General features: G+C 47.2%; 21 protein-coding genes. 11 read left to right on the top strand and 10 right to left on the bottom strand.

The window, feature by feature from the left end:
- Positions 1–56: 56 nt before the first annotated feature.
- Positions 57–1,034, bottom strand: a complete 978-nt coding sequence (locus ACFI32_RS08335; RefSeq protein WP_462626070.1) for a glutathione S-transferase family protein — start codon at positions 1,032–1,034, stop codon at positions 57–59.
- Positions 1,035–1,061: 27 nt separating this feature from the next.
- The gene (locus tag ACFI32_RS08330; RefSeq protein WP_462626068.1) at positions 1,062–1,940 is read right to left on the bottom strand and encodes a pirin family protein; all 879 of its coding nucleotides are present in this window, start codon (positions 1,938–1,940) and stop codon (positions 1,062–1,064) included.
- 145 nt (positions 1,941–2,085) lie between these two features.
- Between ACFI32_RS08330 and ACFI32_RS08325 the strand changes: the two genes are divergently transcribed.
- Positions 2,086–3,003, top strand: a complete 918-nt coding sequence (locus ACFI32_RS08325; RefSeq protein ID WP_462626067.1) for a LysR family transcriptional regulator — start codon at positions 2,086–2,088, stop codon at positions 3,001–3,003.
- Positions 3,004–3,089: 86 nt separating this feature from the next.
- Here ACFI32_RS08325 and ACFI32_RS08320 read toward each other — a convergent pair whose 3' ends face one another.
- The 7 genes from ACFI32_RS08320 to ACFI32_RS08290 form a co-directional block, all read right to left on the bottom strand.
- Entirely contained in the window at positions 3,090–3,884 is a 795-nt protein-coding gene (locus ACFI32_RS08320; protein ID WP_462626066.1) for an ABC transporter ATP-binding protein, read from the bottom strand.
- A 56-nt stretch (positions 3,885–3,940) separates the two neighbouring features.
- Entirely contained in the window at positions 3,941–4,840 is a 900-nt protein-coding gene (locus ACFI32_RS08315; RefSeq protein WP_462626065.1) for an ABC transporter permease, read from the bottom strand.
- 401 nt (positions 4,841–5,241) lie between these two features.
- Positions 5,242–6,270 (bottom strand): ABC transporter substrate-binding protein, encoded by a 1,029-nt coding sequence (locus ACFI32_RS08310; protein WP_462626064.1) that lies wholly within the window; start codon positions 6,268–6,270, stop codon positions 5,242–5,244.
- 96 nt (positions 6,271–6,366) lie between these two features.
- Positions 6,367–7,455, bottom strand: a complete 1,089-nt coding sequence (locus ACFI32_RS08305) for an ABC transporter substrate-binding protein (protein ID WP_462626063.1) — start codon at positions 7,453–7,455, stop codon at positions 6,367–6,369.
- Between the two features lie 543 nt (positions 7,456–7,998).
- Positions 7,999–8,283, bottom strand: a complete 285-nt coding sequence (locus ACFI32_RS08300; RefSeq protein ID WP_462626061.1) for a hypothetical protein — start codon at positions 8,281–8,283, stop codon at positions 7,999–8,001.
- A gap of 81 nt (positions 8,284–8,364) precedes the next feature.
- A complete protein-coding gene (gene metG / locus ACFI32_RS08295; protein WP_462626060.1) occupies positions 8,365–10,449 on the bottom strand; it encodes a methionine--tRNA ligase in 2,085 nt (694 codons plus the stop codon).
- A 313-nt stretch (positions 10,450–10,762) separates the two neighbouring features.
- Entirely contained in the window at positions 10,763–12,178 is a 1,416-nt protein-coding gene (locus ACFI32_RS08290) for a GntP family permease (protein ID WP_462626059.1), read from the bottom strand.
- Between the two features lie 230 nt (positions 12,179–12,408).
- On the opposite strand from ACFI32_RS08290, the gene ACFI32_RS08285 reads away from it, so the two are divergent.
- From ACFI32_RS08285 to ACFI32_RS08240, 10 genes are all read left to right on the top strand, one after another.
- Complete coding sequence (locus ACFI32_RS08285) at positions 12,409–13,749, top strand: short-chain fatty acid transporter (protein WP_462626058.1); 1,341 nt, start codon at positions 12,409–12,411, stop codon at positions 13,747–13,749.
- Between the two features lie 150 nt (positions 13,750–13,899).
- Positions 13,900–14,613, top strand: coding sequence for a CoA transferase subunit A (locus ACFI32_RS08280; protein WP_462626057.1), 714 nt, complete (start codon positions 13,900–13,902; stop codon positions 14,611–14,613).
- A gap of 119 nt (positions 14,614–14,732) precedes the next feature.
- Entirely contained in the window at positions 14,733–15,362 is a 630-nt protein-coding gene (locus ACFI32_RS08275; RefSeq protein ID WP_462626056.1) for a CoA transferase subunit B, read from the top strand.
- Positions 15,363–15,396: 34 nt separating this feature from the next.
- Positions 15,397–16,197: a 3-hydroxybutyrate dehydrogenase gene (locus ACFI32_RS08270; RefSeq protein WP_462626055.1), complete on the top strand. Its 801-nt coding sequence runs from the start codon at positions 15,397–15,399 to the stop codon at positions 16,195–16,197.
- Positions 16,198–16,434: 237 nt separating this feature from the next.
- A complete protein-coding gene (gene apbC / locus ACFI32_RS08265) occupies positions 16,435–17,664 on the top strand; it encodes an iron-sulfur cluster carrier protein ApbC (protein ID WP_462626054.1) in 1,230 nt (409 codons plus the stop codon).
- Positions 17,665–17,821: 157 nt separating this feature from the next.
- Positions 17,822–18,397: a dCTP deaminase gene (dcd, locus tag ACFI32_RS08260; protein ID WP_346717503.1), complete on the top strand. Its 576-nt coding sequence runs from the start codon at positions 17,822–17,824 to the stop codon at positions 18,395–18,397.
- Between the two features lie 162 nt (positions 18,398–18,559).
- A complete protein-coding gene (locus tag ACFI32_RS08255; protein WP_462626053.1) occupies positions 18,560–19,183 on the top strand; it encodes a DUF6915 family protein in 624 nt (207 codons plus the stop codon).
- Positions 19,184–19,219: 36 nt separating this feature from the next.
- On the top strand, positions 19,220–20,512 hold the full coding sequence (locus ACFI32_RS08250) for a hypothetical protein (RefSeq protein ID WP_462626052.1): 1,293 nt from the start codon (positions 19,220–19,222) through the stop codon (positions 20,510–20,512).
- Between the two features lie 59 nt (positions 20,513–20,571).
- Entirely contained in the window at positions 20,572–21,339 is a 768-nt protein-coding gene (locus tag ACFI32_RS08245) for a hypothetical protein (RefSeq protein WP_462626051.1), read from the top strand.
- A 186-nt stretch (positions 21,340–21,525) separates the two neighbouring features.
- On the top strand, positions 21,526–22,146 hold the full coding sequence (locus ACFI32_RS08240; RefSeq protein WP_462626050.1) for a LysE family translocator: 621 nt from the start codon (positions 21,526–21,528) through the stop codon (positions 22,144–22,146).
- On the opposite strand, the gene ACFI32_RS08235 is transcribed toward ACFI32_RS08240, so the two are convergent.
- Complete coding sequence (locus ACFI32_RS08235) at positions 22,132–22,968, bottom strand: AraC family ligand binding domain-containing protein (RefSeq protein WP_462626049.1); 837 nt, start codon at positions 22,966–22,968, stop codon at positions 22,132–22,134. The genes ACFI32_RS08240 and ACFI32_RS08235 overlap by 15 nt on opposite strands.
- Positions 22,969–22,990 lie beyond the last annotated feature (22 nt).

Genomic DNA, 22,990 nt, shown 5'->3' with positions numbered 1-22,990 from the left:
AGCAAGATTCAGGTCTATTTGTATAACAAGTATCTAGCGTTGGTATGAAAACTAACTTACAGGGTCTCACGACCATGCGGTGCATTGAAGTTAAGATCAGGCCCGACAGGAATGATACGAGTTGGGTTGATGGTATCGTGACTGGTGTAATAATGGGTTTTGATATGATCCATACAAACAGTGTCTGCGATGCCAGGCACCTGGTACAAGTCGCGCAGATAGCCCCAGAGGTTTGGATAATCGGCAATGCGGCGTATATTGCACTTAAAGTGACCGACGTAAACGGCATCAAAGCGTACCAAGGTCGTGAACAAACGCCAATCGGCTTCTGTTATCTCACTACCTATGAGATAACGCTGCGTGGCCAAGCGTGCTTCTATGGTATCTAGAGCATCAAACAGCTCAGTAACGGCTTCTTCGTAGGCCTCTTGCATAGTAGCAAAGCCGGCACGGTAAACGCCGTTATTGATATGTGGGTAGACATACTCATTAATGCGATCAATGTCATCAAGCAAACCTGCGGGCGCAAAGTCACCATTTGTAGCACCGACCTCATCAAACGCACTGTTAAACATACGAATGATTTCTGAGGACTCATTGGTGACGATGGTGTTTTTTTGTTTGTCCCACAGCACAGGCACGGTCACGCGTCCCGTGTAGTCAGACTCAGCAGCGGTATATATCTCGTAGAGATGTTCCGCATTGAAGATCGGGTCAGGGATCACACCGTCAGCGGGTTTAAAGGTCCAGCCTTCGCTGCCCATATAAGGGTTGACCACCGATAAGGAGATCATACCCTCCAAACCTTTTAGCTTGCGATAGATAAGCGCACGGTGCGCCCAAGGGCAGGCGAGCGAGACATAAAGGTGGTAGCGACCCGCTTCGGCTTTAAAGCCGTCTGTGCCTGAAGGTCCTGCGCTGCCGTCTTTGGTAACCCAGTTTCTAAAACTTGGCGCTTTGCGCTCAAAGCGCCCGCCTGTCGACTCTGTATCGTACCATTTGTCTTGCCATTTACCGTCAACCAGTAAGCCCATGTCGATCTCCTTATTTATTATTTTCCGTTAAAAGTTACCGCGGCGAAAATCATCAAACGCCTGCAGTACTTCTGCTTTGGTATTCATCACAAATGGTCCGCCGCGAGCGATAGGCTCTCGTAGGGGCTGACCTGCGATGAGTAAAAATTGCGTATCCTCATCTTGACTGCGGACAGTGATTTGTTCGCCTTGAGACAGGACACCGAGTGTTTTTGCAGGCAGCATATCATTTGATTGCTGAGCGCTATCCACTATCTCAAGATGACCACTGATCACATAAATGAATGCATTGTGCCCTGCATCGAGCGTCTGCACAAAGTCTGTCTCGGCAGGTAAGCTGACATCAAGATATGTGGGGTAGGTGTAGTTATTGACCACAGGGCCAACCGTGCCGTGATCGGTCTGTCCAGCGATGACTCGTGTCATGGTACCGTTATCACGCGTTTCGAGCGGTGTGGATTCGGGCACGTATTCTTGATACTTAGGCTCGCTCATTTTGGCAGTGGCAGGCAGGTTGACCCACAGCTGAAACCCTTTGAGCAGACCTTCTTCTTGCTCTGGCATCTCAGAGTGCAAAATCCCGCGACCAGCGGTCATCCATTGTACGCCGCCAGGCTCGATCACCCCTTCATTACCGGCATTGTCTTTATGACGCATACGACCGTTGAGCAAGTAGGTGACGGTCTCAAAACCGCGGTGCGGATGCGTGGGAAAACCGCCCATATAGTCAAAGGCATCATCACTCTCGAAGCAATCCAGCATCAAAAAAGGATCAAGCATATCTAAGTGCGGCGTGCCAATGATGCGTGTCAGTTTGACTCCGTCGCCATCAGAGGTTGCCATGCCGGGGATCTTTTGTAGCAGGTGGCGCTGCTGGGCAGGTTTCTCAGTATTGGTGGTACTCATGATGGTACTCCTATATTGCGCGGCAAAAAAGAAAGGATGCTAGCAACGCCGCGGATGGCCAAGTAGATAGGATTAGTTTAATTGTTGATAAAACATAGATAAACCATGATAATTGCAAATGTCAGTTCTGATATGGAGAACAATAATGGGTCAGTTGGAAGATATGACCATGTTCGTGCGTGTGGTTGAGGCAGGAAGTATCACCAAAGCAGCGACGCAGCTTGATATTGCCAAGTCGGCGGTCAGTCGGCGTCTAAAAGATTTGGAGACGCGATTGGGCACCCAACTGTTGACCCGTACCACGCGTCAGTCGAGTTTGACTGAGGCAGGGGCGAGCTATTATCAACAGGCCAGTAATATTTTGGGCGCTGTTGATGCGCTCAATGAGCAAACCAGCGGTATCAAAACCCATATCGAAGGCACACTCAGAATGACCGCGCCTTTATCCTTTGGGCTGATGCACTTGAGTACGCTGATTGATGACTATGCCAATATCCATCCAGAGCTGAAGATGGAGCTGGATTTTTCTGATCGGCGGGTAGATTTGATTGAGGAAGGTTATGAGTTGGCTATCCGTATTGGCGAGTTGCCAGATTCAAGCGCACAGGCCAAGCGCTTGATGCCCATTCGTTTTGTGCTGTGCGCCAGCCCTGAGTATATACGCAACAAGGGCGTGCCAAGCGATCTAGCGGCTTTGTCCGCACACAGTTTTTTGCAATATGGTTTGGGCAAAAATCCTGACTTGACTGTGATAGACGCGCACGGCGAACGCCATCACATCACAGTTATGTCAAAAATGAAAGCCAACAATGGTGATTTTCTATTGGATATGGCCATCAAAGGACACGGTATCACCATACTACCGACGTTTATTGGTTATCAAGCGCTGGCACGTGGTGCGCTGGTATCTATATTGCCGCAGTATACATTGCCAACGCTCACTGCCTATGCGGTATACCCTAAAAATCGATTTCTATCCCAGCGTTGTCGCTTACTGATTGATTTTATTGCCCAGCGCATTGGGGACAATCCGTATTGGGATCATTTTGAGCTGCCGCAGTAACGTGACAACCAACTGTGTTTCTATGGCACATAAAAAACGTCCGCAATCGAACATTGCAGACGTTTTTGGCTAAATGAAGCGTTGCTTTAGCTTAATATCAAGCTGTCATCTTCCACTTTTTCGCCGCGCGTTTTTTCGAACATATCTAGCAAGTCATGCACTGTCATACCTTGGCGATCAGATCCTGCCACGTCAAGCACCACTTGCCCTTGGTGTAGCATCACGGTACGTGTACCATGCGCCAGTGCTTGTTGCATGGAGTGGGTCACCATCATGGTGGTCAGTTTATTGTCGGTGACAATTTTATCGGTCAGCTCAAGCACAAACGCAGCCGTCTTGGGATCAAGGGCGGCGGTATGTTCATCAAGTAACAAAATCTTGGAGGGTTGCAGCGAGGCCATCAGCAAACTGACGGCTTGGCGCTGACCACCAGAGAGCAAACCCATGCGATCGGTCAGACGGTTTTCAAGCCCCAACTTTAATACCGATAGCTTTTCGCGAAACAGCTCGCGATTGCCTTGGTTAAGCGCAAAGTTCAGGCCACGTTTGCCGCCGCGCTTATATGCCAGCGCCATGTTTTCTTCAATGGTTAGCGCCTCACACGTACCCGCCATTGGGTCTTGAAACACGCGAGCGACCCAATGCGCCCGCTGGTGGGCGGTTTTTTTGGTAACGTCGATGCCATTTAGCAAAATAGAGCCGCTATCGACACGCGTGGTGCCGCTGACGGCATTCAAAAAAGTAGATTTGCCCGCGCCGTTGGTACCGATGACGGTCACAAACTCACCATCAGCGATATTGAGGTTGATCCCGCGTAGGGCTGGGTTTTCGATGGGTGTGCCAGGGTTGAAGGTCAACCGTAAATCATTGGCTTGCATCATAATCGCTATTCCTTATGTTGTCTTCTAGCTTAGCCGCACTTGGCTGGCGGCGGCCATCAGACCCGTAATTTACGGCTTAAAATCTTAGATTTGGCTTTGGGCAATACCAGTGCCAATACGACGAGTAAAGCCGTGATTAGGTTGAGATCTTGTGGCCCAAAACCGATGCTGCGTAAGGTATCGCTGGATAGCGCGATTTGGATAAACAGCTTATACAAGATGGCTCCAACGATAACCGCAAGAGTGATCAGCCAAATGCGCTTGGCAGGAATGATGGTTTCACCAATAATCACCGCTGCAAGACCGATAACGATGGTACCGATACCAATCGATATATCAGCGCCGCCTTGAGTCTGTACAAACAGCGCCCCTGCTAAGGCAATCAGCCCGTTAGAGACGGCCATACCGACGATGGTCATCCACGAGGTGTTGATACCTTGTGCTTGCGCCATTCGTAGGTTAGAGCCAGTCGCACGCATAGACAGCCCTGTTTCGGTATTATAAAACCAATCCAGCAGTAACTTGGCTACTAGTACCACGGCACCAATGATTAAACAGCGCATCCAATAGCCATTGCTATCAGTGACCAGTGAGCTAAATACCGTATTCTCACCCAGTAGCGGCAGGTTTGGCGCACCCATGATACGCAGGTTAACCGAATACAGCGCCACCATGACCAAAATACTGGCCAGTAGTTGCAAGATACCCAGCTTGACGTGTAGCCATGCAGTGACAATCCCCGCAACAGAGCCTGCCAGCATGCCAAAGGCGCAGGCCAGCCACGGATTGATACCAGCGACGATAGAGACACCTGCGACTGCACCGCCGAGTGGAAAACTACCATCTGCCGTTAAGTCAGGAAAATCGAGCGTACGAAATGAGATCAGCACGCCAAGCGCGACGAGGCCGTAGATCAGACCACTTTCAAGCGCACCAAAAAAAGCAATTAAAGACATAAGAGATCAGTAAGTCATAACCAAGCGTCAGACGTATGGACAGACATCCCATAAGCCAGACAGCAAAGCGGTGAATTTAACAGATTGTGCAATCTGCAGTGAGAGTAAACCAAAACACATCACGACAAGGCATGAGCAGCAGTCACCTATTTTTTGACGCGCCAGCAAGGACTTGGCACGTGCTATTTCTATCGTGCTATTTCTATATAGGTATCTGCGCTGCGTATAAAAAAAGATTATAACGCACCTAAAACAACAAGCCCAGCGGATTGCTTGATCGCTGGGTGGCTTGCGTCACATCGGGATAATCACGCTCAGACAAAAAAAGGGCATCACTAGTGATGGTTATCCTTATTCGTCTGATGTGATACGTGTGCTGGCTACTGAAAGTTAAGCGGGCGTTATTCTACCACTTCTTTGGCTTTATCAATAACCGCTTGTGGCAAGGTGATGCCTTCTGCTTCAGCATTTTTTGGACTGACGTATAAATCCAATGTTTGCGGCGTATAAACGGGGATGTTGCCCGCGTTTTCGCCATTTAAGATTTGTCCGACGATTTTACCAGTTTCACGACCAAGGTCATAATAGTTCACACCGAGGGCGGCAACTGCACCGCGCTCAACCGAGCTGGTATCTGAGGCGATCAATGGGATTTTGCTTTCTTTGGCGATTTGGAACAGTGACTCATAGGCTGATACCACATTGTTATCCGTTGAGGTGTAGATCATATCGACCTTGCCTTCCAGACTGCGTGCTGCCATCGCGATATCGTTACTGCGCTGGGCAGGCGCTTCAAGCACATTGATGCCGAGCGGGGTCAGTTTTTCTTTGAGATTTTTTAAGGTAATGGTTGAGTTGACTTCACCTGGGCTATAGACGTAACCGACATTTTTTAGGCTAGGGATGATTTGACGCATCAGCTCGATTTGCGGCTCATACGGTAGGGCATCTGAAGCGCCTGTCACGTTGGTGCCAGAGCCATCAAGTTTGGGTACCAGCTTGGCTGCAACAGGGTCAGTTACCGCTGAGAACACCATGGGAATGCTGCTGGTCGCGGCGGCAACTGACTGTGCTGATGGGGTGGCAATGGCAACGATCACGTCTGGGTCATCAGCGACGAATTGCTTGGCAATCTGACCGGCTGTTGCGGTATTGCCCTGCGCGCTTTGGAAATTGATGGTGAGGTTTTCACCTTCTTTAAAGCCTTCATCACTCAGCTCATCGATGACGCCTTTACGCACATCATCAAGGGCAGGATGCTCAACGATTGCCGTGATAGCAACGGTCTTCATCGCTGTTGCCGTCTCACCACCAGCGGCCCCATCAATGGTGTCTGGATCATCGGTTGGCGACTGGTTACAACCAGTCAAGATGGCAGTGCATACGCCGCCCCATAGTAAGGCCTTGGCAAAACGTTTTTGATATAGCATGAGATTGACTCCTAAAGGTAATGATTTTTTATACAATAGTGAAAGATTCACTGCACTTATCCATAGTACACTGCGACGGTCACACGCCCTGATCCGTTAGTTGGCGTCCTGAGTCTGGGTATTGGCTTTATTGTCAGCGTTGTCCGCTTTGGTATCGACATTAATAGCATCTTTCATGATTTCTGCAGACAGCGTGACGTTTTGCGCTTCGGCATGTTTGGGGCTGACATACAAGGTTAGATCGTTCATCACCGCAGGTTCAATGGTATTAACGGCCTCGCCGCTGAGTACGCGGTAGACCATTTTGCCTGTGGTACGGCCAAAGTTATAATCATTCACACCAAGGGCAGCAGTGGCACCGCGCTGTACGCTAAATTCATCTGAGCTGACGATGGGAATTTGTAGCTCGTTGGCTGCTTGGGTCATTGCTTCAAACGCAGAGGCCACGTTGTTATCCATTGAGGTATAGATGATGTCGGCGCGTCCCTGCAAGCTGCGTGTTGACATGCCAATGTCCGTTGGACGATTGGCAGGGATGTCTAGTAGTGCAAGGCCACGCTTGGGCAAGGCTTCTTTTAAGCGATCACGCAGTGCCACTGAGTTTGCTTCACCGGGACTATAGACATAACCGATGGTTTTGGCGTCAGGTTTGATTTTTTGTAGCAGATCGAGCTGCGGCTCAAGCGGTAGCTGGCTAGACAAACCCGTTAAGTTGTCCTGAAACGGCTTGCCATCAGCGGTAATCAGCTTGGCGGCAAGCGGGTCTGAGACCGCGGTATAAATAATGGGAATGTTTTTGGTCGTGGCTACTATGGACTGTGCTGATGGGGTTGAGATGGCGACGATCGCATCAGGGTTGTCGCCAGCGAACTGCTTGGCAATCTGGCCTGCAGTGGCAGTATTGCCCTGTGCACTTTGAAAGTTCACCGTTAAGTTTTGACCTTCTACATAACCATTGTCTGCCAACTCATCCACGATACCGCGGCGGATGTCATCAAGTGAGGGATGCTCGACGATTTGCGTGATGGCCAAGGTTTTGGCTGGCTTGTCGCTGACGGGCGCATCAGTATCGGCTGGTGTGGCCGTGTCGGTCGAGGAGTTGGAGCAGCCGATTAGCCCAAGTGTACTGATGGCACTAATAGCAACGCCGCATAAGCTTAGGCGTAAAGTGGTGGCAATAGTCATGGTTAGTATGGCTCATAGGTTAGAAGGTGCAGGTCAGCAGTGCTATCATTGGCGATAATAGGCACAGATGCAATAGCGACAAAGGGCTGACAGAAAGAAGATCAATTCCTTGATCAAGACGGTTATATTATGACAGCAATGTCACATATCGCAATAAAAAATTACGGCGAGTCCGTCATCAGTACGTAGTAGGCAACAAAATGATAAACCTACGCTGAGTAACATGGTTACCATGTGTTTTTTATGAGGCTGTCATACTTAGTTTGATAAATACTTCGTGTGATAAAAAGTAGCGATAACTAGGGCGTGCCATCAATCAGCCCATTAAATCATTTAGCGGTCTTAAACTGGCTAAATCTTGTCAAACATCGTCAAAAATTTTGTGAATATACCTATATTCTCTGCAATTTTTTCCTTGTTTGACTACGATTTATCTCATTTTAAGCCTCGCTATCTAAATGATGACACGCCCTGGCGGATATAAAAAAAGATGCCACTAGGACATCTTTTGATAGGTTTTGTTTGTTTGCCATAGTCTGGCGATTAATCAAAAACGTGCCAGATTCCTTTTAACAACCACAATATGACTCGAAAAGGAATCTCAAGTAGGTCACTATAAAACCACCAATCCCATATACTTGAAGGCTCGTAGTCATTGCGACGTCGTGAGCGTTTGACATCTGATGTATATATAAAAAGTAGAGCGCTCAGCAGACCGCTACCGATAGCCGCCCATAATGCGACTATCTCTTGAGTAAAAAACCAATACGCAAGCAGGCCCAGCGCCAAATAAAGGAGAATATCTGCCAACACTCTAAGCAAGGCCATTATCATATTCCTTTATTGAGTACTGTTTTTATGCAGCCTAGATACGCTCATTGTTCATGAACGTATCTCAACTAACGCAGGCTAAGCCAGTACATCACCAATGACACAGTTGTCAGGTAAGGTTACGACCGTGAGCTGAGTTTTAGGATTGCCCGTTGATAATACCATGCCTTCTGAGACGCCAAATTTCATGGTGCGCGGCGCAAGGTTGGTGACGCAAATGACTTTTTTACCCAGCAGTTGCTCAGGCTCATAGAACTTGCGAATACCGCTGAACACATTACGCGTTTTGTCTTCACCAACATCTAGGGTGAACTGTAGCAGTTTATCCGCGCCTTCCACATAATTGCACTCAAGTACTTTAGCGACTTTCATCTCAACTTTAGCAAAGTCGTCAATACCAATGTAGTCGGCATCTGCTGCATCGGTATTTTTGGTGGCTGCTTTCTCTTTAGCACTGTCTTTAGCATTGTCCGCAGCAGGGGCGGCCTCCAAAGAAGCCTTTGACGCGTCGACCATGGCCTGTACATTTTTGTCTTCGATACGCTGCATCAGTGGTTTGAATTTATTGATCTGATGACCGAGTAGCCACTGGCTGCGGCTGGCAAAGCTTAAATCATCTAAGTTCAAGAACGCTTTGGCATTGTCAGTCAATTCAGGCAATACCGGTGCCAGATAGACCATCAATTGACGGAAAATATTGATCGCGACTGAGCAGACGTCTTGGACTTCTTGTTCGGTGCCTTCTTGCTTGGCCAATGACCATGGTTTTTTGGCATCGATGTATTCGTTGGCTTTGTCCGCGCATTGCATGATCAGGCGCATGGCGCGTGAGAACTCGCGGTTTTCGTAAGCGGCTGCAATCTCATCACCCGTCTTAGTGATGTCTTCTAGTAAGCGCGGCTCAGCGCAAGTCTCTGAGAGCATGCCGTCGTATTTTTTGACCAAGAATCCCGCGCTGCGACTGGCGATATTGACCACTTTACCAACCAAGTCAGAGTTAACCTTTTGGGTAAAGTCTTCTAAATCAAAGTTGATGTCTTCAACTTTGTCTGTAAGCTTGCTGGCAAAGTAATAACGCAGATATTCAGGATGCAAGTGCTCTGCATATGTCTTGGCATTGATAAAGGTGCCGCGCGACTTACTCATTTTTGCGCCATTGACCATCAAAAAGCCGTGGGCAAAGACACCTGTTGGGGTACGCAGTTCACTACCAGCCAGCATGGCAGGCCAGAATAGTGCATGGAAATACACGATGTCTTTACCAATGAAGTGATAGACTTCGGTTTTGTTCTCGTTTTCTTGCGCCCAATAACGGTCAAAGTCCAACGCCTTGTCCGTGTCAGCACGTTTTTCACATAGGTTTTTAAAGCTTGCCATATAACCGACAGGGGCATCCAGCCAGACATAAAAATATTTGTCGGGCTCATCGCTTGGTGTGTCAGGAATTTGGAAGCCAAAGTAGGGTGCATCACGGGAGATGTCCCAGCTGGCAAGTCCAGAGTCAAACCATTCTTGCAGCTTATTGGCGATCGCAGTCTGCAGGCGGCCTTCGCTGCGCGTCCACTCTTGTAAAAACTGCTCAAACTCAGGCAAATCAAAAAAGTAATGCTTAGAGGTTCTAAGAACAGGTGTCGCGCCTGAAATGGTTGAGCGCGGATTTTTGAGCTCAGTGGCGTTGTAGGTGGTGCTGCACACTTCGCAGTTGTCGCCATATTGATCTTCGGCGCCGCACTCAGGGCACGTGCCTTTGACAAAGCGATCGGCTAAAAACAGCTTTTTTTCAGGGTCAAATAACTGCTCAACATCATGCGTTGAGATATGACCTGCGCTGTTTAAACGGCGATAGATCAGTTCTGAGAAATGTTTGTTTTCTTCAGAATGGGTGGTGTAGTAGTTGTCATAGTGGATCAAAAACTTATCAAAATCCGCTTCATGTGCCGCCTTTACGGTCGCAATTTGTTCTTCTGGGTTGACGCCATTGGCTTCTGCTTTGAGCATGATACTGGTGCCATGGGCATCGTCAGCACAGACATAGGTGACCTGATGGCCTTGCGCTTTCATGGCGCGTACCCAGATGTCAGTTTGGATATGTTCTAAAAGATGACCCAAATGGATGTCGCCATTAGCGTAGGGCAAGGCACTGGTTACTAAAATCTCACGCACTTTTATCACCTATATTTTTATATAAACGGGTTGGTTATCCGACGTCACAAGCACGATATGCTGGTTTGACGCGATATGATCAATACTCAAAATTTCCAAAAATAAGAAAAATTAAAAAAGTGTGCCTATGATACCGTAATTCCAATCATTTTGTGATATTCCTTAGTAATTACTTCCCACTGGTCCGGCGTCCATTGACCATAAAAAAATAGCGGCGCGCTTCATTTTTCAGTTGTTTAATCATTAAAAAAACCTGTTTATGTATGGCTCGCGCAGGTGAGCATAGTAGAGACAGATACACGGCAGTATTGCCTTAAAATGAACCAAACAGTGTGCCGAGCGTGATTACCGCAATCACCGCGACCAAAGGAATGACCATAGTGACCATCGCCAAATTCAAATAAGACTGTTTATGAGTCAGACCACAGATGGCAAATAGAGTGATGACCGCGCCACTGTGCGGCAAGGTATCAAGCCCGCCTGCTGCCATGACAGCCACACGGTGCATCAGCTCAGGGTCGATACCTGCATCGACGGCCATGCGCAGATAGTCTGCCCCCAAGGTCGACAGCGCAATGCTGAGGCCGCCAGACGATGAGCCTGTGATCCCAGCAAGCGTGGTCATCGCCACCGCTTCTGAGATCAGTGGGTTGTCAGGGGTTAGGTTGAGGATGCTATCACGAATCACCAAAAACCCTGCCAATGACGCGATAACGGCGCCATAACCCACTTCTGATGCGGTATTAAAGATTGGCAGCATAGAATCATACGTACCACGGTTAATGGTTTTTTGCAGGTTGTTCCAGTGTCCGATGCGCAGCAGTATCAGCACCACACAAGCCACCACCAACGCAATGATAATTGACCATAACCCAAGCGATCCGGCGATATTTAACTCTGGGAACTGCGTTTGTAGGCCACTAAAATCTATCGAGGGAAAAATCGCATAGGTCAATACCGCGTTTAAGCCGATAACCAATACCAGCGGAATCATTGCCACAGTAAACGAGGTCTGGTGGGTACTTACTACCTCAGCCCCTTGGTCAGCTGCATCAATACCGCCTGTATTTTCCTCATCATGTTGACCGTAGCCTTCACCGGCGGCATTGGCTTTTTTGGCGCGTGATTGCAACCACATCCAGCCGCCAATAAACATAATCATACCGCCGATGATGCCCAAAATAGGTGCGGCAAAGACGTTGGTATTGTAGTAGGGAATGGGAATGGCGTTTTGAATGGCTGGCGTGCCGGGCAATGCGGTCATGGTAAAGGTAAATGATCCAAGAGCGATGGCGGCTGGAATCAACCGTTTTGGAATATCGGCCGCTTTAAATAAGTCTTTGGCAATCGGATAAATGGCAAAGGCCACCACAAACAGCGACACACCGCCATAAGTCAAAATGCCGCAAACCAAAATCACCGCGAGAATGGCTTTGCTTGCGCCTAACTTTTTGACGACGGTACTGGCAATTGCGGTTGCCGCGCCAGAGTCCGCCATCAAACGCCCAAATAATGCTCCTAGTAAAAATATCGGAAAGAACTTAAGCAAAAACCCACTCAATGCGCCCATAAAAATATCGGTATAAGCGGGAATCGTGCTTAAAAAATCACCTGAGAGTAAGACTGCCAGTGTCGCCATAATCGGGGCAAGGATCAGCACCGAATAGCCACGATAGGCAAAAAACATGAGTAATAATAAGGTGATAACAATCGCAAATGTGCTGAACATGATGGCCTTCCTTGGCAAAATTAAAGCAACTGGTCGCTGTAAGATTAATGTGTTAAGTTAGCATAAGTATTTTATATATGATATACCGATATAAAATGTATTATTATAAATAGGATTATCAGACAGCAATCAACCGCACTTATTAAATGGTACTCAGCCCATTACAAGCGCTAACCACGGAACGGATGATAAACCTCACCATAAACAGCAAATTTACAAGGAATGTGAATATGTTTAGTGCCATCACCAATGCAAGCGTGCAGCTGGTCAACCGCTATCTGCCGTCGCCATTTGTTTTTTCCATTGTGTTAACGCTCATTGCCTTTGTCGTGGGCTTAGCGATGACTGGTCAAGATATGATTGCGATGGCAGGACACTGGGGCAATGGACTGTGGTCGCTGCATAGCTTTGCCATGCAAATGGCGCTGATCTTAGTTACAGGTTATGCGTTTGCCAGTGCGCCATTCATTCAGCGGCTGCTGGATCATTTAGCCAGTCACGTCCATTCGCCTACGACCGCTATTGTCGTCTCTACCTTGGTGGGGCTGGCTGGCTCGTGGATTAACTGGGGGTTTGGACTGATTATCGGTGCGATATTTGCCAAGTCGCTGGCAAAAAAAGTCGCCAACGTCGACTATCCGTTATTGGTCGCGGCGGCTTATTCGGGCTTTGTGATTTGGCATGGCGGCTTTTCAGGCTCGATACCATTGACGCTCAGCTCAGGCGGTGACACATTATTGACGCTGTCTGGCAATACCATGAGTGAGGCGGTGCCATTGTCGCAGACTGTATTTGCAGGCTATAACTTGTTGATTGTGGGGCTACTCATGGTCATTTTGCCGCTGCTTAACCGCTTTATGCATCCCAAACATCCCACTGTGATTGATCCAAAGCTGATTAAAGAAGCGGTGTATACCGCACCGCCCAGAGAGACGCCAGCACAAAAGCTTGATGACAGTCGTATCATCGCGGTGATCTTGCTGGCATTAGCATTGATGTATTACATCAGCGAGTTTGGTAATAACGGCTTTAGTCTGGGCTTAAACATCGTCATTGGGCTGTTTTTATTTGTCGGTTTGCTGTCGCACGGTACGCTAGAGCGCTATTATCGCGCCGTCCATTCAGGCATCGGCGGCATTACAGGGATTGTCTTACTGTTCCCGTTCTATGGCGGCATCATGGGCATTATGACGGGTGCCAATGCCGATGGCATATCTATCAGCACCCAAGTCACCGAATTCTTTGTCAACTCCGCCTCCGCAGACAGTTTCCCCATTTTTGCGTTTTTAAGTGCGGGTTTGGTCAATGTCTTTGTGCCATCAGGCGGCGGACAGTTTGCGGTACAAGGCCCTGTGATGATTCCTGCGGGTATCGAGCTGGGTGTCAATCCTGCTGTGACTGCCATGGCGATCGCATGGGGCGATGCATGGACCAACATGATTCAGCCGTTTTGGGCACTGCCATTACTGGGCATCGCAGGCTTAGACGCGCGCGCGATAATGGGATACTGCCTGATCGTGCTTGCCGTATCTGGGGCTATCATTATGGGGGTGTTTTGGTTGGCTGTGTGATGCACAACACCAAAGAAGTAAGTGTTAACAAAAGTAATAAAATAAAATGCATGAGCTGTCGTAACAAGTAAAAGAATACTTGCTATATTGAGTTCGGTATTGATTTATACATGGATTAAAAAGTACAAACAATAATCATAGGAGATAATAATGAGTCAATCAAAAGTATATAGCAGTGCTGAAGATGCACTAAACGGCGTCGTTAGTGATGGGCAAACGCTCGCTATCGGCGGTTTTGGCCTTTGCGGTATTCCAGAAGCGTTAATCACCGCGCTACGTGACAGCGGCGTCAAAGAGCTGACCTGTATCAGTAATAATGCCGGCGTCGATGACTTTGGTCTGGGTCTACTGCTACAAACGCGTCAAATCAAAAAGATGATTTCATCATACGTGGGCGAAAACAAAGAGTTTGAACGCCAGTACTTGGCAGGCGAGTTAGAGGTGGAGCTGACTCCGCAAGGCACGCTTGCCGAAAAATTACGTTCAGGCGGGGCGGGTATCCCTGCGTTTTATACCGCAACGGGCGTGGGTACGCTGGTCGCTGAAGGTAAAGAGACACGTGATTTTGATGGTCGCACTTATGTACTTGAGCGCTCGCTTCGTGCCGATGTGGCACTCATCAAAGCACAAAAGGCGGACAAAGCAGGCAATCTGATCTTTAATAAAACTGCGCGTAACTTTAATCCAGACTGCGCGATGGCAGGCAAAATCACCATCGTCGAAGTAGAGGAAATCGTCGAGACAGGTACGTTTGATCCAGATGAGGTGCATCTGCCAGGTATCTTTGTTCAGCGAATTGTCTTAAATAGCAATCCTGAAAAACGTATCGAAAAAACCACGACTAAAGCGGTAGAAAACGCGTAAATCAAAGCGTATCAAACTCAGAACCGACGGCTGGATTAGTAACGGCTGGATTCGTAAAGACTAAAATAAATAATTGCTCAGATAGATAGCAAAAGAACATTAAAAATAAGGACATCAACATGGCATGGACAAGAGAACAAATGGCGCAGCGCGCTGCACAAGAGCTACAAGATGGCTATTATGTCAACTTGGGTATTGGTCTACCGACCTTAGTTGCTAACCATATTCCTGACGGCGTAGACGTGTGGCTACAATCAGAGAATGGCCTGCTAGGCATTGGTGAGTTTCCAACGGCAGACGCCGTCGATGCCGACCTCATTAACGCTGGCAAGCAAACCGTGACTGCAGAAGCAGGGGCCAGTTATTTTGGTAGCTCAGAATCGTTTGCGATGATTCGCGGCGGTCATGTTAATTTGGCAATATTGGGCGCGATGGAAGTGTCTGAGCAGGGCGATTTGGCAAACTGGATGATTCCCAAAAAAATGGTCAAGGGCATGGGCGGTGCGATGGATTTGGTCGCAGGGGTGCAGCGTGTCATTGTACTGATGGAGCAAGTCAATAAGCACCGTGACCCAAAAATCTTAGCCAACTGTGAGTTGCCATTGACGGGTAAGGGCGTGGTTGATCGCATTATCACCGAGCTTGCCGTACTAGATGTTACGGATAGCGGCCTAAAATTGGTAGAGCTGGCAGAAGGCGTCAGTTTTGAAGAATTACAAGCAAAAACGCCCGTCAGTATCGCCCAATAGGACGACTATTTTTAGACCATAATAAGGAACATATATGGCAACCCAATTACAGCGGGATTTAACAGGCAAAGTGGCATTGGTGACTGGCTCTGCAAGTGGTATCGGTCGCGATATTGCTGAGACTTACGCGCAGGCAGGAGCCGCGGTTGGGATTGCCGATATCAATATTGAAGCCGCGCAGCAAACGGTTGACGAGATTAAAGCGAATGGTGGTCAGGCACTTGCGGTTGAGATGGATGTGACCTCCGAGATTGCGGTAAATGACGGCGTACAAAAACTGGTCGATACCTTTGGCAGTCTTGATATTTTGGTGTCTAACGCAGGCATTCAGATTATCGATCCTATCCATAAAATGGCGTTTGATGACTGGAAAAAAATGTTAGCCATTCATTTGGATGGCGCATTTTTGACCACCAAAGCCGCCGTAGAGCACATGTATAAAGATAATAAAGGCGGCACCGTCATCTATATGGGATCGGTGCACTCGCATGAAGCGTCACTGTATAAAGCGCCTTATGTCACCGCCAAACATGGCCTGCTTGGACTCTGCCGCGTATTGGCCAAAGAAGGGGCTGAGCACAATGTGCGCTCACATGTGATTTGCCCAGGGTTTGTCAAAACTCCGCTGGTTGAAAAACAAATACCGCAGCAAGCAAGCGAGAAAGGTATCAGTGAAGAATCGGTGGTCAACGACATTATGCTGGTAAACACGGTCGATAAGGAATTTACCACGGTTGATGACATTGCCCAGCTGGCGCTGTTCTTAGCCGCATTTCCCAGCAATGTATTTACAGGCCAGTCTATCGTTGCCAGTCATGGCTGGTTTATGAATTAAGAGACAACGATAACGGCGAATACCGCAGCAAACCACAACCTCAGACCTACTGGCGTTGTGGTTTTTTTATGTGCCTAATTGAGCTACACTGTCACGGTAACAGGTTTGTCTGACATGCTCGCTTATGCTTACTGCTACTACCGTGTAGCAGAGAAGCCGCAGGATACGATGCGATGCAGCGATACGAATTAAATGATTTGCCAAACCTACCCACTTGTATAGGCAACAATGACCGCTATGTTTAACTTTATGAAGAAAAAAACGACAAAAACTGAGACCCCGCAGCAGCAGGCAGAACGTGATAGTGCTGTTGACAAAGTATTACTAGGCTATGAGATAGGATCGGTCAGTATAGCCACTATGGTTACAGGCCTTGAGCGTGATAATGATGCGCTGACGTTAGACTTGCGTTTGCCACAAGACAGCAACCCTGAAGCCATCCAGCAGGAGCTTGGACAGTTGCTACAGCCGCATGGTATTACCACGATTCATATGAACGTACGTCTACCTGCGCCAGCAAAAGGCGCTGGTGCAAGCTTACCAAAGCAAATGCCCAAAACGACAAATGCCATGGAGACAGCGCCTAAAAGCCAAACCAATAGTGTCAGTAGTACAGACAGCGCCAACGCTGAGCCGCCTATCACCAAGGCTGCACCAACCCAAGCCTCATTGGCCGCGCATCCTCGTATCCGTCACATTATCGTGGTGGCATCAGGTAAGGGCGGTGTGGGTAAATCAACGACGACGGTCAATATCGCCTTGGCTTTGCAGAAGCTGGGCAATCGCGTTGGTGTGCTTGACGCAGACATATACGGCCCTAGCATGCCAACGATGCTGGGCGTCGCCGATATCAAGCCGCAGTTAGAGAACGAGCAGTTTGTGCCAGTGGATGCGCACGGTATCGCGATGCTCTCTATCGGTAGTTTGCTTGACGGAGACAATACGCCAGTGGCATGGCGTGGACCAAAAGCAACAGGGGCGCTGATGCAGCTTTATAATCAAACCAATTGGCCGCAGCTCGATTATTTGGTGATTGATATGCCGCCAGGTACAGGCGATATCCAGCTGACCTTGGCGCAGCGTATCCCTGTTACAGGAGCTGTCATTGTGACCACACCGCAGCATGTTGCGCTACTGGATGCGCAGAAAGGGGTAGAGATGTTTAACAAAACCAATATCCCTGTACTGGGTGTGGTTGAAAACATGGCGCTACATACGTGTAGTAACTGCAATCATACCGAAGCGATCTTTGGTACAGGCGGCGGTGAAATTATCGCTGAGCAGTATCAGGTGCCGCTACTCGGGCAATTACCGCTCGCCAGTGGTATCCGCGCCCAAGTCGATAAAGGCGTGCCAAGCGTATTGGCGGATGACGAGTTTGCCACTTATTATTTGAATATTGCCAAAAACATCGAAACCAATATTAATAAATTTGCCAAGCCTGTCGATGATAAGCGGATCTTTTAAGACTTAATAGGTCGATGGCAAAACGTGCTGATGCCAAAAACCGATTTATAATGTCGTCAGTTTTAAAATTATAGCGACTCTATAAATTGAGCCATCAATTCCGTATAATCACCATCAATAACAACCGTCGCTATTAAAAATTTGCTAAGGAATAACAATGTCTATCAAGTCTGACCGCTGGATTCGTCAAATGGCCGAAGAGCATGGCATGATTGAGCCATACGAGCCAGGTCAAGTACGCTTCAATGATGCAGGCGAGCGTTTGGTGAGCTACGGCACCTCAAGTTACGGTTACGATGTACGCTGCGCCCCTGAATTTAAAGTCTTTACCAACGTTCATTCAGTCGTGGTCGATCCCAAAAACTTCGATGAAAAAAGCTTTATCGATATCGTCGGTGATGAGTGCATCATTCCACCAAACTCATTTGCCCTCGCGCGCACCATGGAGTATTTCCGTATTCCACGTGATGTACTGACCATTTGCCTAGGCAAGTCAACGTACGCTCGCTGCGGCATCATTGTCAACGTCACGCCACTAGAGCCTGAATGGGAAGGTCATGTGACGCTTGAATTTAGTAACACCACCAATCTGCCCGCGCGTATTTATGCTGGTGAAGGTGTGGCGCAGATGCTATTTTTTCAAAGTGATGCGGATGATGTGTGCGAGACCAGCTACAAAGATCGCGGCGGCAAATACCAAGGTCAGCGCGGGGTGACGTTGCCGCGCACGTAGTTGGCGTTTAATAAGTTTAGATTTATTTAAAAGCTGAGATATCTCATTATCTAAAAGCAATGCGACATTAGACGTCGCATTGCTTTTTTTGTACTTATTTGCCTGATAAAAGTTTGCTATAGTCATGTTGCGTTTCAAGCATCTTTTACTTACGGCATCATTATGAACTCTATCAAGCACGCCCAAATATCCGCGCGTCGGCGCGGTGGACAACCCAGCGATTATATTGCTATCCATCAGTTTATTGATAATACCAAAAACTTATGTAGTGACAATCGGCATCGCATTTTTCACACCATGTGGGCGGTAAATGAAATTGTATTACCTATGTTTGGCCATGTATTAATCAACAGCGATGGTGCTGAGGTGGATATCAAAGATGTGTGTGAAAAAGATCATCTGTTGGTAGATTTTCGCCATCGCTTTATCCCTACTATTGGTGATTTTGTGCAAGCCATCCAAGGTGAGCTTAGCGTGGCACAAAAAAACAGTATTGAGCAGTTTCATACTGAGTTTGCACAGAGCAATCCTGCTATCAGCCGCTTATTACTGTCACCACTTGCCATTACAGGTCAACTCAAATCACTATTATTGACCCACAATAGCTGGTTTATGTTGGATGTTATACCGAGGGTTACGGCGCTCAAACCATCGCAATTACCCCTTACTGACTTCCAGTTATCAGGCAGTACAATATTTGAAAAAATGGCGTTTGAATTGTGGATGGATAATGGGAACGACTATCCGCCATCTGCAAGGTCGGTTCATTGCCCCTCTTTTAATTAAAAACATAACAACATCAATCATAAGGAACCCTACCATATGAAAGAGTACAACTTCTTCGCTTTTCATCCTGAGCGTTTTGACCCGCGTATTGAGAGTACCAGCAGCGATGAGCCGATTCGCTGGCGCATTGAGCGTATCACTCCGCATCCGCCAGCGGACAATCAAGCACTGGTAAAGCTCGGTCATGTACTAGAGGACTGGGCAACGCGCCAAGATACCAATGAGATACATGATGCGCATGCTATCGAGATGTACAGTGACGACTGGCACTCTGGCTTTGAGGAGAGCGATGCGCGCTTTTTTTACTTGCAAGCATTGCCAAGTGATGGCCTAGATGACTTTTATTATCACATGATCACCACGGCCAACCAGCTGGGATTGATCGTATTTTGCGATATAGATGACGGCCTTTATTATCCTGATGGTACCAGTGATCCTGCATTTTTATACCCAAACCTGATCAAGCGTAAGCAACAAGCAGCGAAGATCGTAAACACTCAGTTTGATAGCGACACGCCATTACCTCGTTACGAAAAAGAAATATTACCCTTGCTCAAGCCGATGATGAGCGATGTTTTAGATAAGCTCGGAGTCACGGGTGCTACCTTTAAATACGCTGATAGATGCTGGTCTTCCACTATCAAGTGGCAGGATGCTACTATCAAACTTTCGGCGTATATAAAGAATGTACCTCCAACAGATAAAACGTTGTTTAAGCTCGCCTTTGTCATTCAGCCCAAAAGCTACTCAAGAAATAAAAGCTACAAAGTACTATTTACTGAAGACGACGTGCCCTCATATTTTCTAGATATGCGAGACGAAATAGGTATTAAGGTAGATATGAGTGTTTTAGAGGAATTTCGATTTTTTAGTCCTTTGCGTCATCACAACTATAGTGAGGAGGAGGCTAAGGAGGTTCTCGTCAACTATCGCCAAAGCTTGGGCGCGGATACCGAAAGGACGCTTTATGACTATATCAGTACGCAACTACAGGAAGTGTTTTCGTGGCTTGCAGGGCCTCAGTCGCTATATGAGCTATATAATGATATTTATGAGGATACCAGCCACCCGCTGCATGAGTATTACTGGGCGCCACCGTTTGAGCATGTTACTTTCAATAATATAAATTACGCTTATAGGAATCGGTCTAGCTTGTTATTGGCACGCTATTTACATCATCCTGACTTGTTAAAAATGCTTGAACAGTGGCAAGTTTTTGAGTTGATATACATTGATATTTGGGACTCAAAGGACAGTCTTAAGGCATTGCACAAAAATGAGTTAGCTTACTTTTGCAATGAACTGCAAAAAGGCTATGAGCCTAAATAATGTGAGCGTCGGCACAATCAAGCAAATACCCCACCCACTACTGCACAAGGACTGTTTTTATGAGTAAAAAATATGCGATCCACAAATTTGACTTTATGTACAATGATGAATGGTACGACGTCGATCATCACAATGAGACATTATATGACATTGTTGATGATGAAAAAACAGCACGGCAACGCTGGGCAGCGCTTGAGCGAGACTCACTAGAGGAATATCCTTTAGACAACCTAAACACCTTTGCCAATGGTGAACTGAGTGAAGAGCAGTATCAACAAATTATCAGCTTCATAAAAGATGATTGTGGCCTGCAATTAACTATTCCTAGACATGGCTTATGTGGTGAGGATATACCTGCCGATCAAATGAATGATGAGCAATTATTAACTTTTTTAGAGATGGCGCAGAGTAATCATTACATGGTAAAGGAGTATACCGCCAGCAAACCACGTTATGTGATTTTTACGGCACAGCACGGTTATATGCTAGTGGATCCCTCTGGCTATTCAGATCAGATTTGGTTCACGCATGACGCGTGTGATGTCATGGAGCAGTATCGTAGAGATGCCCATATTAGTTATGGCCAAGAAATATACGAAAAACAAACCATACTGACTACAGCGGACTTAGAAAATCCAATTGTACAAAGCCTTATCAGTCAATATCAAGATGAGCTGAGTATTGAGTACAATGCGGATGAGACAGAAGGAAGTATTGATTTTGAGGACAGTCCTGATGATGTGATCACGGCATTTAATGCTGTATTACAAATGCCCATTTATCGGGTGGAACAAGTCGATGATGTCATGTTTACCAAAATTAGCTAATAGTCATCAATGCTCATAGGCTAACGGCCTTTTAGCAAAGTAGCATAGATATACGAATAACCATAAAAAAGCTGAACCTGTGACGGGTTCAGATTTTCTGTACTTGATTCCAAAGAAAGCATTTTTGTTCAATACGGCGGCTGGCGTTTGATGCAGACTCAAGTTTTATATTTGTAGAAGACAATAATGAGTATTGCAATGATCGTTCCGATGGCCACGTTTGCTTTGGTCGCGTCTATCTCTCCTGGGCCTGTCAACTTAGTAGGGCTGAGTACTGGCTCACGCCATGGTCTAACCAAAGGCCTGATTTTTGTTACTGGTGCAACGATAGGGTTTATTTTATTATTTTTGGCCGTCGGCTATGGGCTGAGTTCGTTATTTACGGTCATTGCTGACTTTGAGCGGTGGTTAAGCTGGGTAGGGATTGTGTTTTTATTATATTTAAGTTATCGATTAGCATTTGATACAGGCACGATTCAAGTAGAAGACCAGTCGCAAGAGGAGGCTACAAAAGAGCGCCTCAAGCCATCAGGCTTTTGGACAGGATTTTTGATGCAATGGCTCAATCCAAAAGCATGGCTGGCATCGGCCGCAGGTATCAGCGCGTATACCCAAAGTGGCAACATAGAGCAAATATGGGTATTTGCGATGATCTATGTGCCTGTATGCTGGATGTCGTTAAGCTGCTGGGTTTGCGTGGGCGTATATTTACGCCAAAAAGTGCAACAACCCAAAATTATGCGCGCCATTAATCGCAGTTTGGCGGCCATGCTTGCTGGGAGCTGCTTGTTTTTAATGTTTGGATAATGAATGGCGATATTGGTTGGGCGTTGCAGCGACCAAACGTTTAAAGGTACGCTGAAAGTGTGCTTGATCGGCGAAACCTGCATTCAATGCCGTAGCCGCAATCGTAGCACCTTGCTTGAGCTGCTGCTGACTGAACTGGATGCGCTGATTGATGAGGTAAGCGTGAGGCGTCATTCCAAAATATTGCCTAAAACGACGAATAACATGGCTTGGGCTATAACCGCTCAGTGAACACAACTCATCAAGCGATATGTCTTCGGCGCAGTGCTGGCGTAAATAGTTCGCCACAGATTGCATGGTTTCTGGTGTTTCTACCTCACTGCGCCGCTGTAAGCTGGTGAGGCTTTGCATCAGTTCTGATAAAAAGCTGACCACTTGGGTTTGTTTTTCAAGCAATGCTCTGTTGGGATCAAGTAGACAGGCTGCCATCTGGCAAAAGCCATTAAAAAACAATGGGTCACCGAGTACCGCCGTATCTATGTCTTGCCAATGATCAACACCATTTAAAGCATCGATAGAGTGACGTAATTGAGTCAGCCAGTCTCTATCGACGTAGAGCATAAAATACGACCAAGTTTGATCTTTAAGCGGGTTACAGGCGTGCGGCCACTGCGGGTTCATGAGTACCAAGTCACCTTGGGCGATCAGATATTTTTTTTTTTGATATAAAAAAGTGCTTTGACCGTCAGTAATTGCCCCTAGCGACCATTGCGGGTGACTGTGCAGTGCGTAACTTACATTGCGGCCATCAGTGACATGACGCAGCTCCACATATGGCATGCGACTGTCGCGCCAAAAAATGGGTGTAGCGAGCATACTCATGACTCATCCTTGATTGAAATCC

It is taken from the genome of Psychrobacter sp. PSi21, from assembly GCF_054960615.1.
This window is presented reverse-complemented; position numbering and strand designations above follow the sequence as displayed.

Bases quoted from the DNA above. Each gene is read 5' to 3' on its own strand.
- ACFI32_RS08310 (WP_462626064.1), bottom strand. From the start codon at position 6,270: ATGCTATATCAAAAACGTTTTGCCAAGGCCTTACTATGGGGCGGCGTA.
- ACFI32_RS08275 (WP_462626056.1), top strand. From the start codon at position 14,733: ATGGCATGGACAAGAGAACAAATGGCGCAGCGCGCTGCACAAGAGCTA.
- ACFI32_RS08335 (WP_462626070.1), bottom strand. From the start codon at position 1,034: ATGGGCTTACTGGTTGACGGTAAATGGCAAGACAAATGGTACGATACA.
- ACFI32_RS08270 (WP_462626055.1), top strand. From the start codon at position 15,397: ATGGCAACCCAATTACAGCGGGATTTAACAGGCAAAGTGGCATTGGTG.
- ACFI32_RS08280 (WP_462626057.1), top strand. From the start codon at position 13,900: ATGAGTCAATCAAAAGTATATAGCAGTGCTGAAGATGCACTAAACGGC.
- ACFI32_RS08325 (WP_462626067.1), top strand. From the start codon at position 2,086: ATGGGTCAGTTGGAAGATATGACCATGTTCGTGCGTGTGGTTGAGGCA.
- ACFI32_RS08305 (WP_462626063.1), bottom strand. From the start codon at position 7,455: ATGACTATTGCCACCACTTTACGCCTAAGCTTATGCGGCGTTGCTATT.
- ACFI32_RS08315 (WP_462626065.1), bottom strand. From the start codon at position 4,840: ATGTCTTTAATTGCTTTTTTTGGTGCGCTTGAAAGTGGTCTGATCTAC.
- dcd (WP_346717503.1), top strand. From the start codon at position 17,822: ATGTCTATCAAGTCTGACCGCTGGATTCGTCAAATGGCCGAAGAGCAT.
- ACFI32_RS08250 (WP_462626052.1), top strand. From the start codon at position 19,220: ATGAAAGAGTACAACTTCTTCGCTTTTCATCCTGAGCGTTTTGACCCG.
- ACFI32_RS08320 (WP_462626066.1), bottom strand. From the start codon at position 3,884: ATGATGCAAGCCAATGATTTACGGTTGACCTTCAACCCTGGCACACCC.
- apbC (WP_462626054.1), top strand. From the start codon at position 16,435: ATGTTTAACTTTATGAAGAAAAAAACGACAAAAACTGAGACCCCGCAG.
- ACFI32_RS08330 (WP_462626068.1), bottom strand. From the start codon at position 1,940: ATGAGTACCACCAATACTGAGAAACCTGCCCAGCAGCGCCACCTGCTA.
- ACFI32_RS08300 (WP_462626061.1), bottom strand. From the start codon at position 8,283: ATGGCCTTGCTTAGAGTGTTGGCAGATATTCTCCTTTATTTGGCGCTG.
- ACFI32_RS08290 (WP_462626059.1), bottom strand. From the start codon at position 12,178: ATGTTCAGCACATTTGCGATTGTTATCACCTTATTATTACTCATGTTT.
- ACFI32_RS08235 (WP_462626049.1), bottom strand. From the start codon at position 22,968: ATGAGTATGCTCGCTACACCCATTTTTTGGCGCGACAGTCGCATGCCA.
- ACFI32_RS08255 (WP_462626053.1), top strand. From the start codon at position 18,560: ATGAACTCTATCAAGCACGCCCAAATATCCGCGCGTCGGCGCGGTGGA.
- ACFI32_RS08240 (WP_462626050.1), top strand. From the start codon at position 21,526: ATGAGTATTGCAATGATCGTTCCGATGGCCACGTTTGCTTTGGTCGCG.
- ACFI32_RS08285 (WP_462626058.1), top strand. From the start codon at position 12,409: ATGTTTAGTGCCATCACCAATGCAAGCGTGCAGCTGGTCAACCGCTAT.
- ACFI32_RS08245 (WP_462626051.1), top strand. From the start codon at position 20,572: ATGAGTAAAAAATATGCGATCCACAAATTTGACTTTATGTACAATGAT.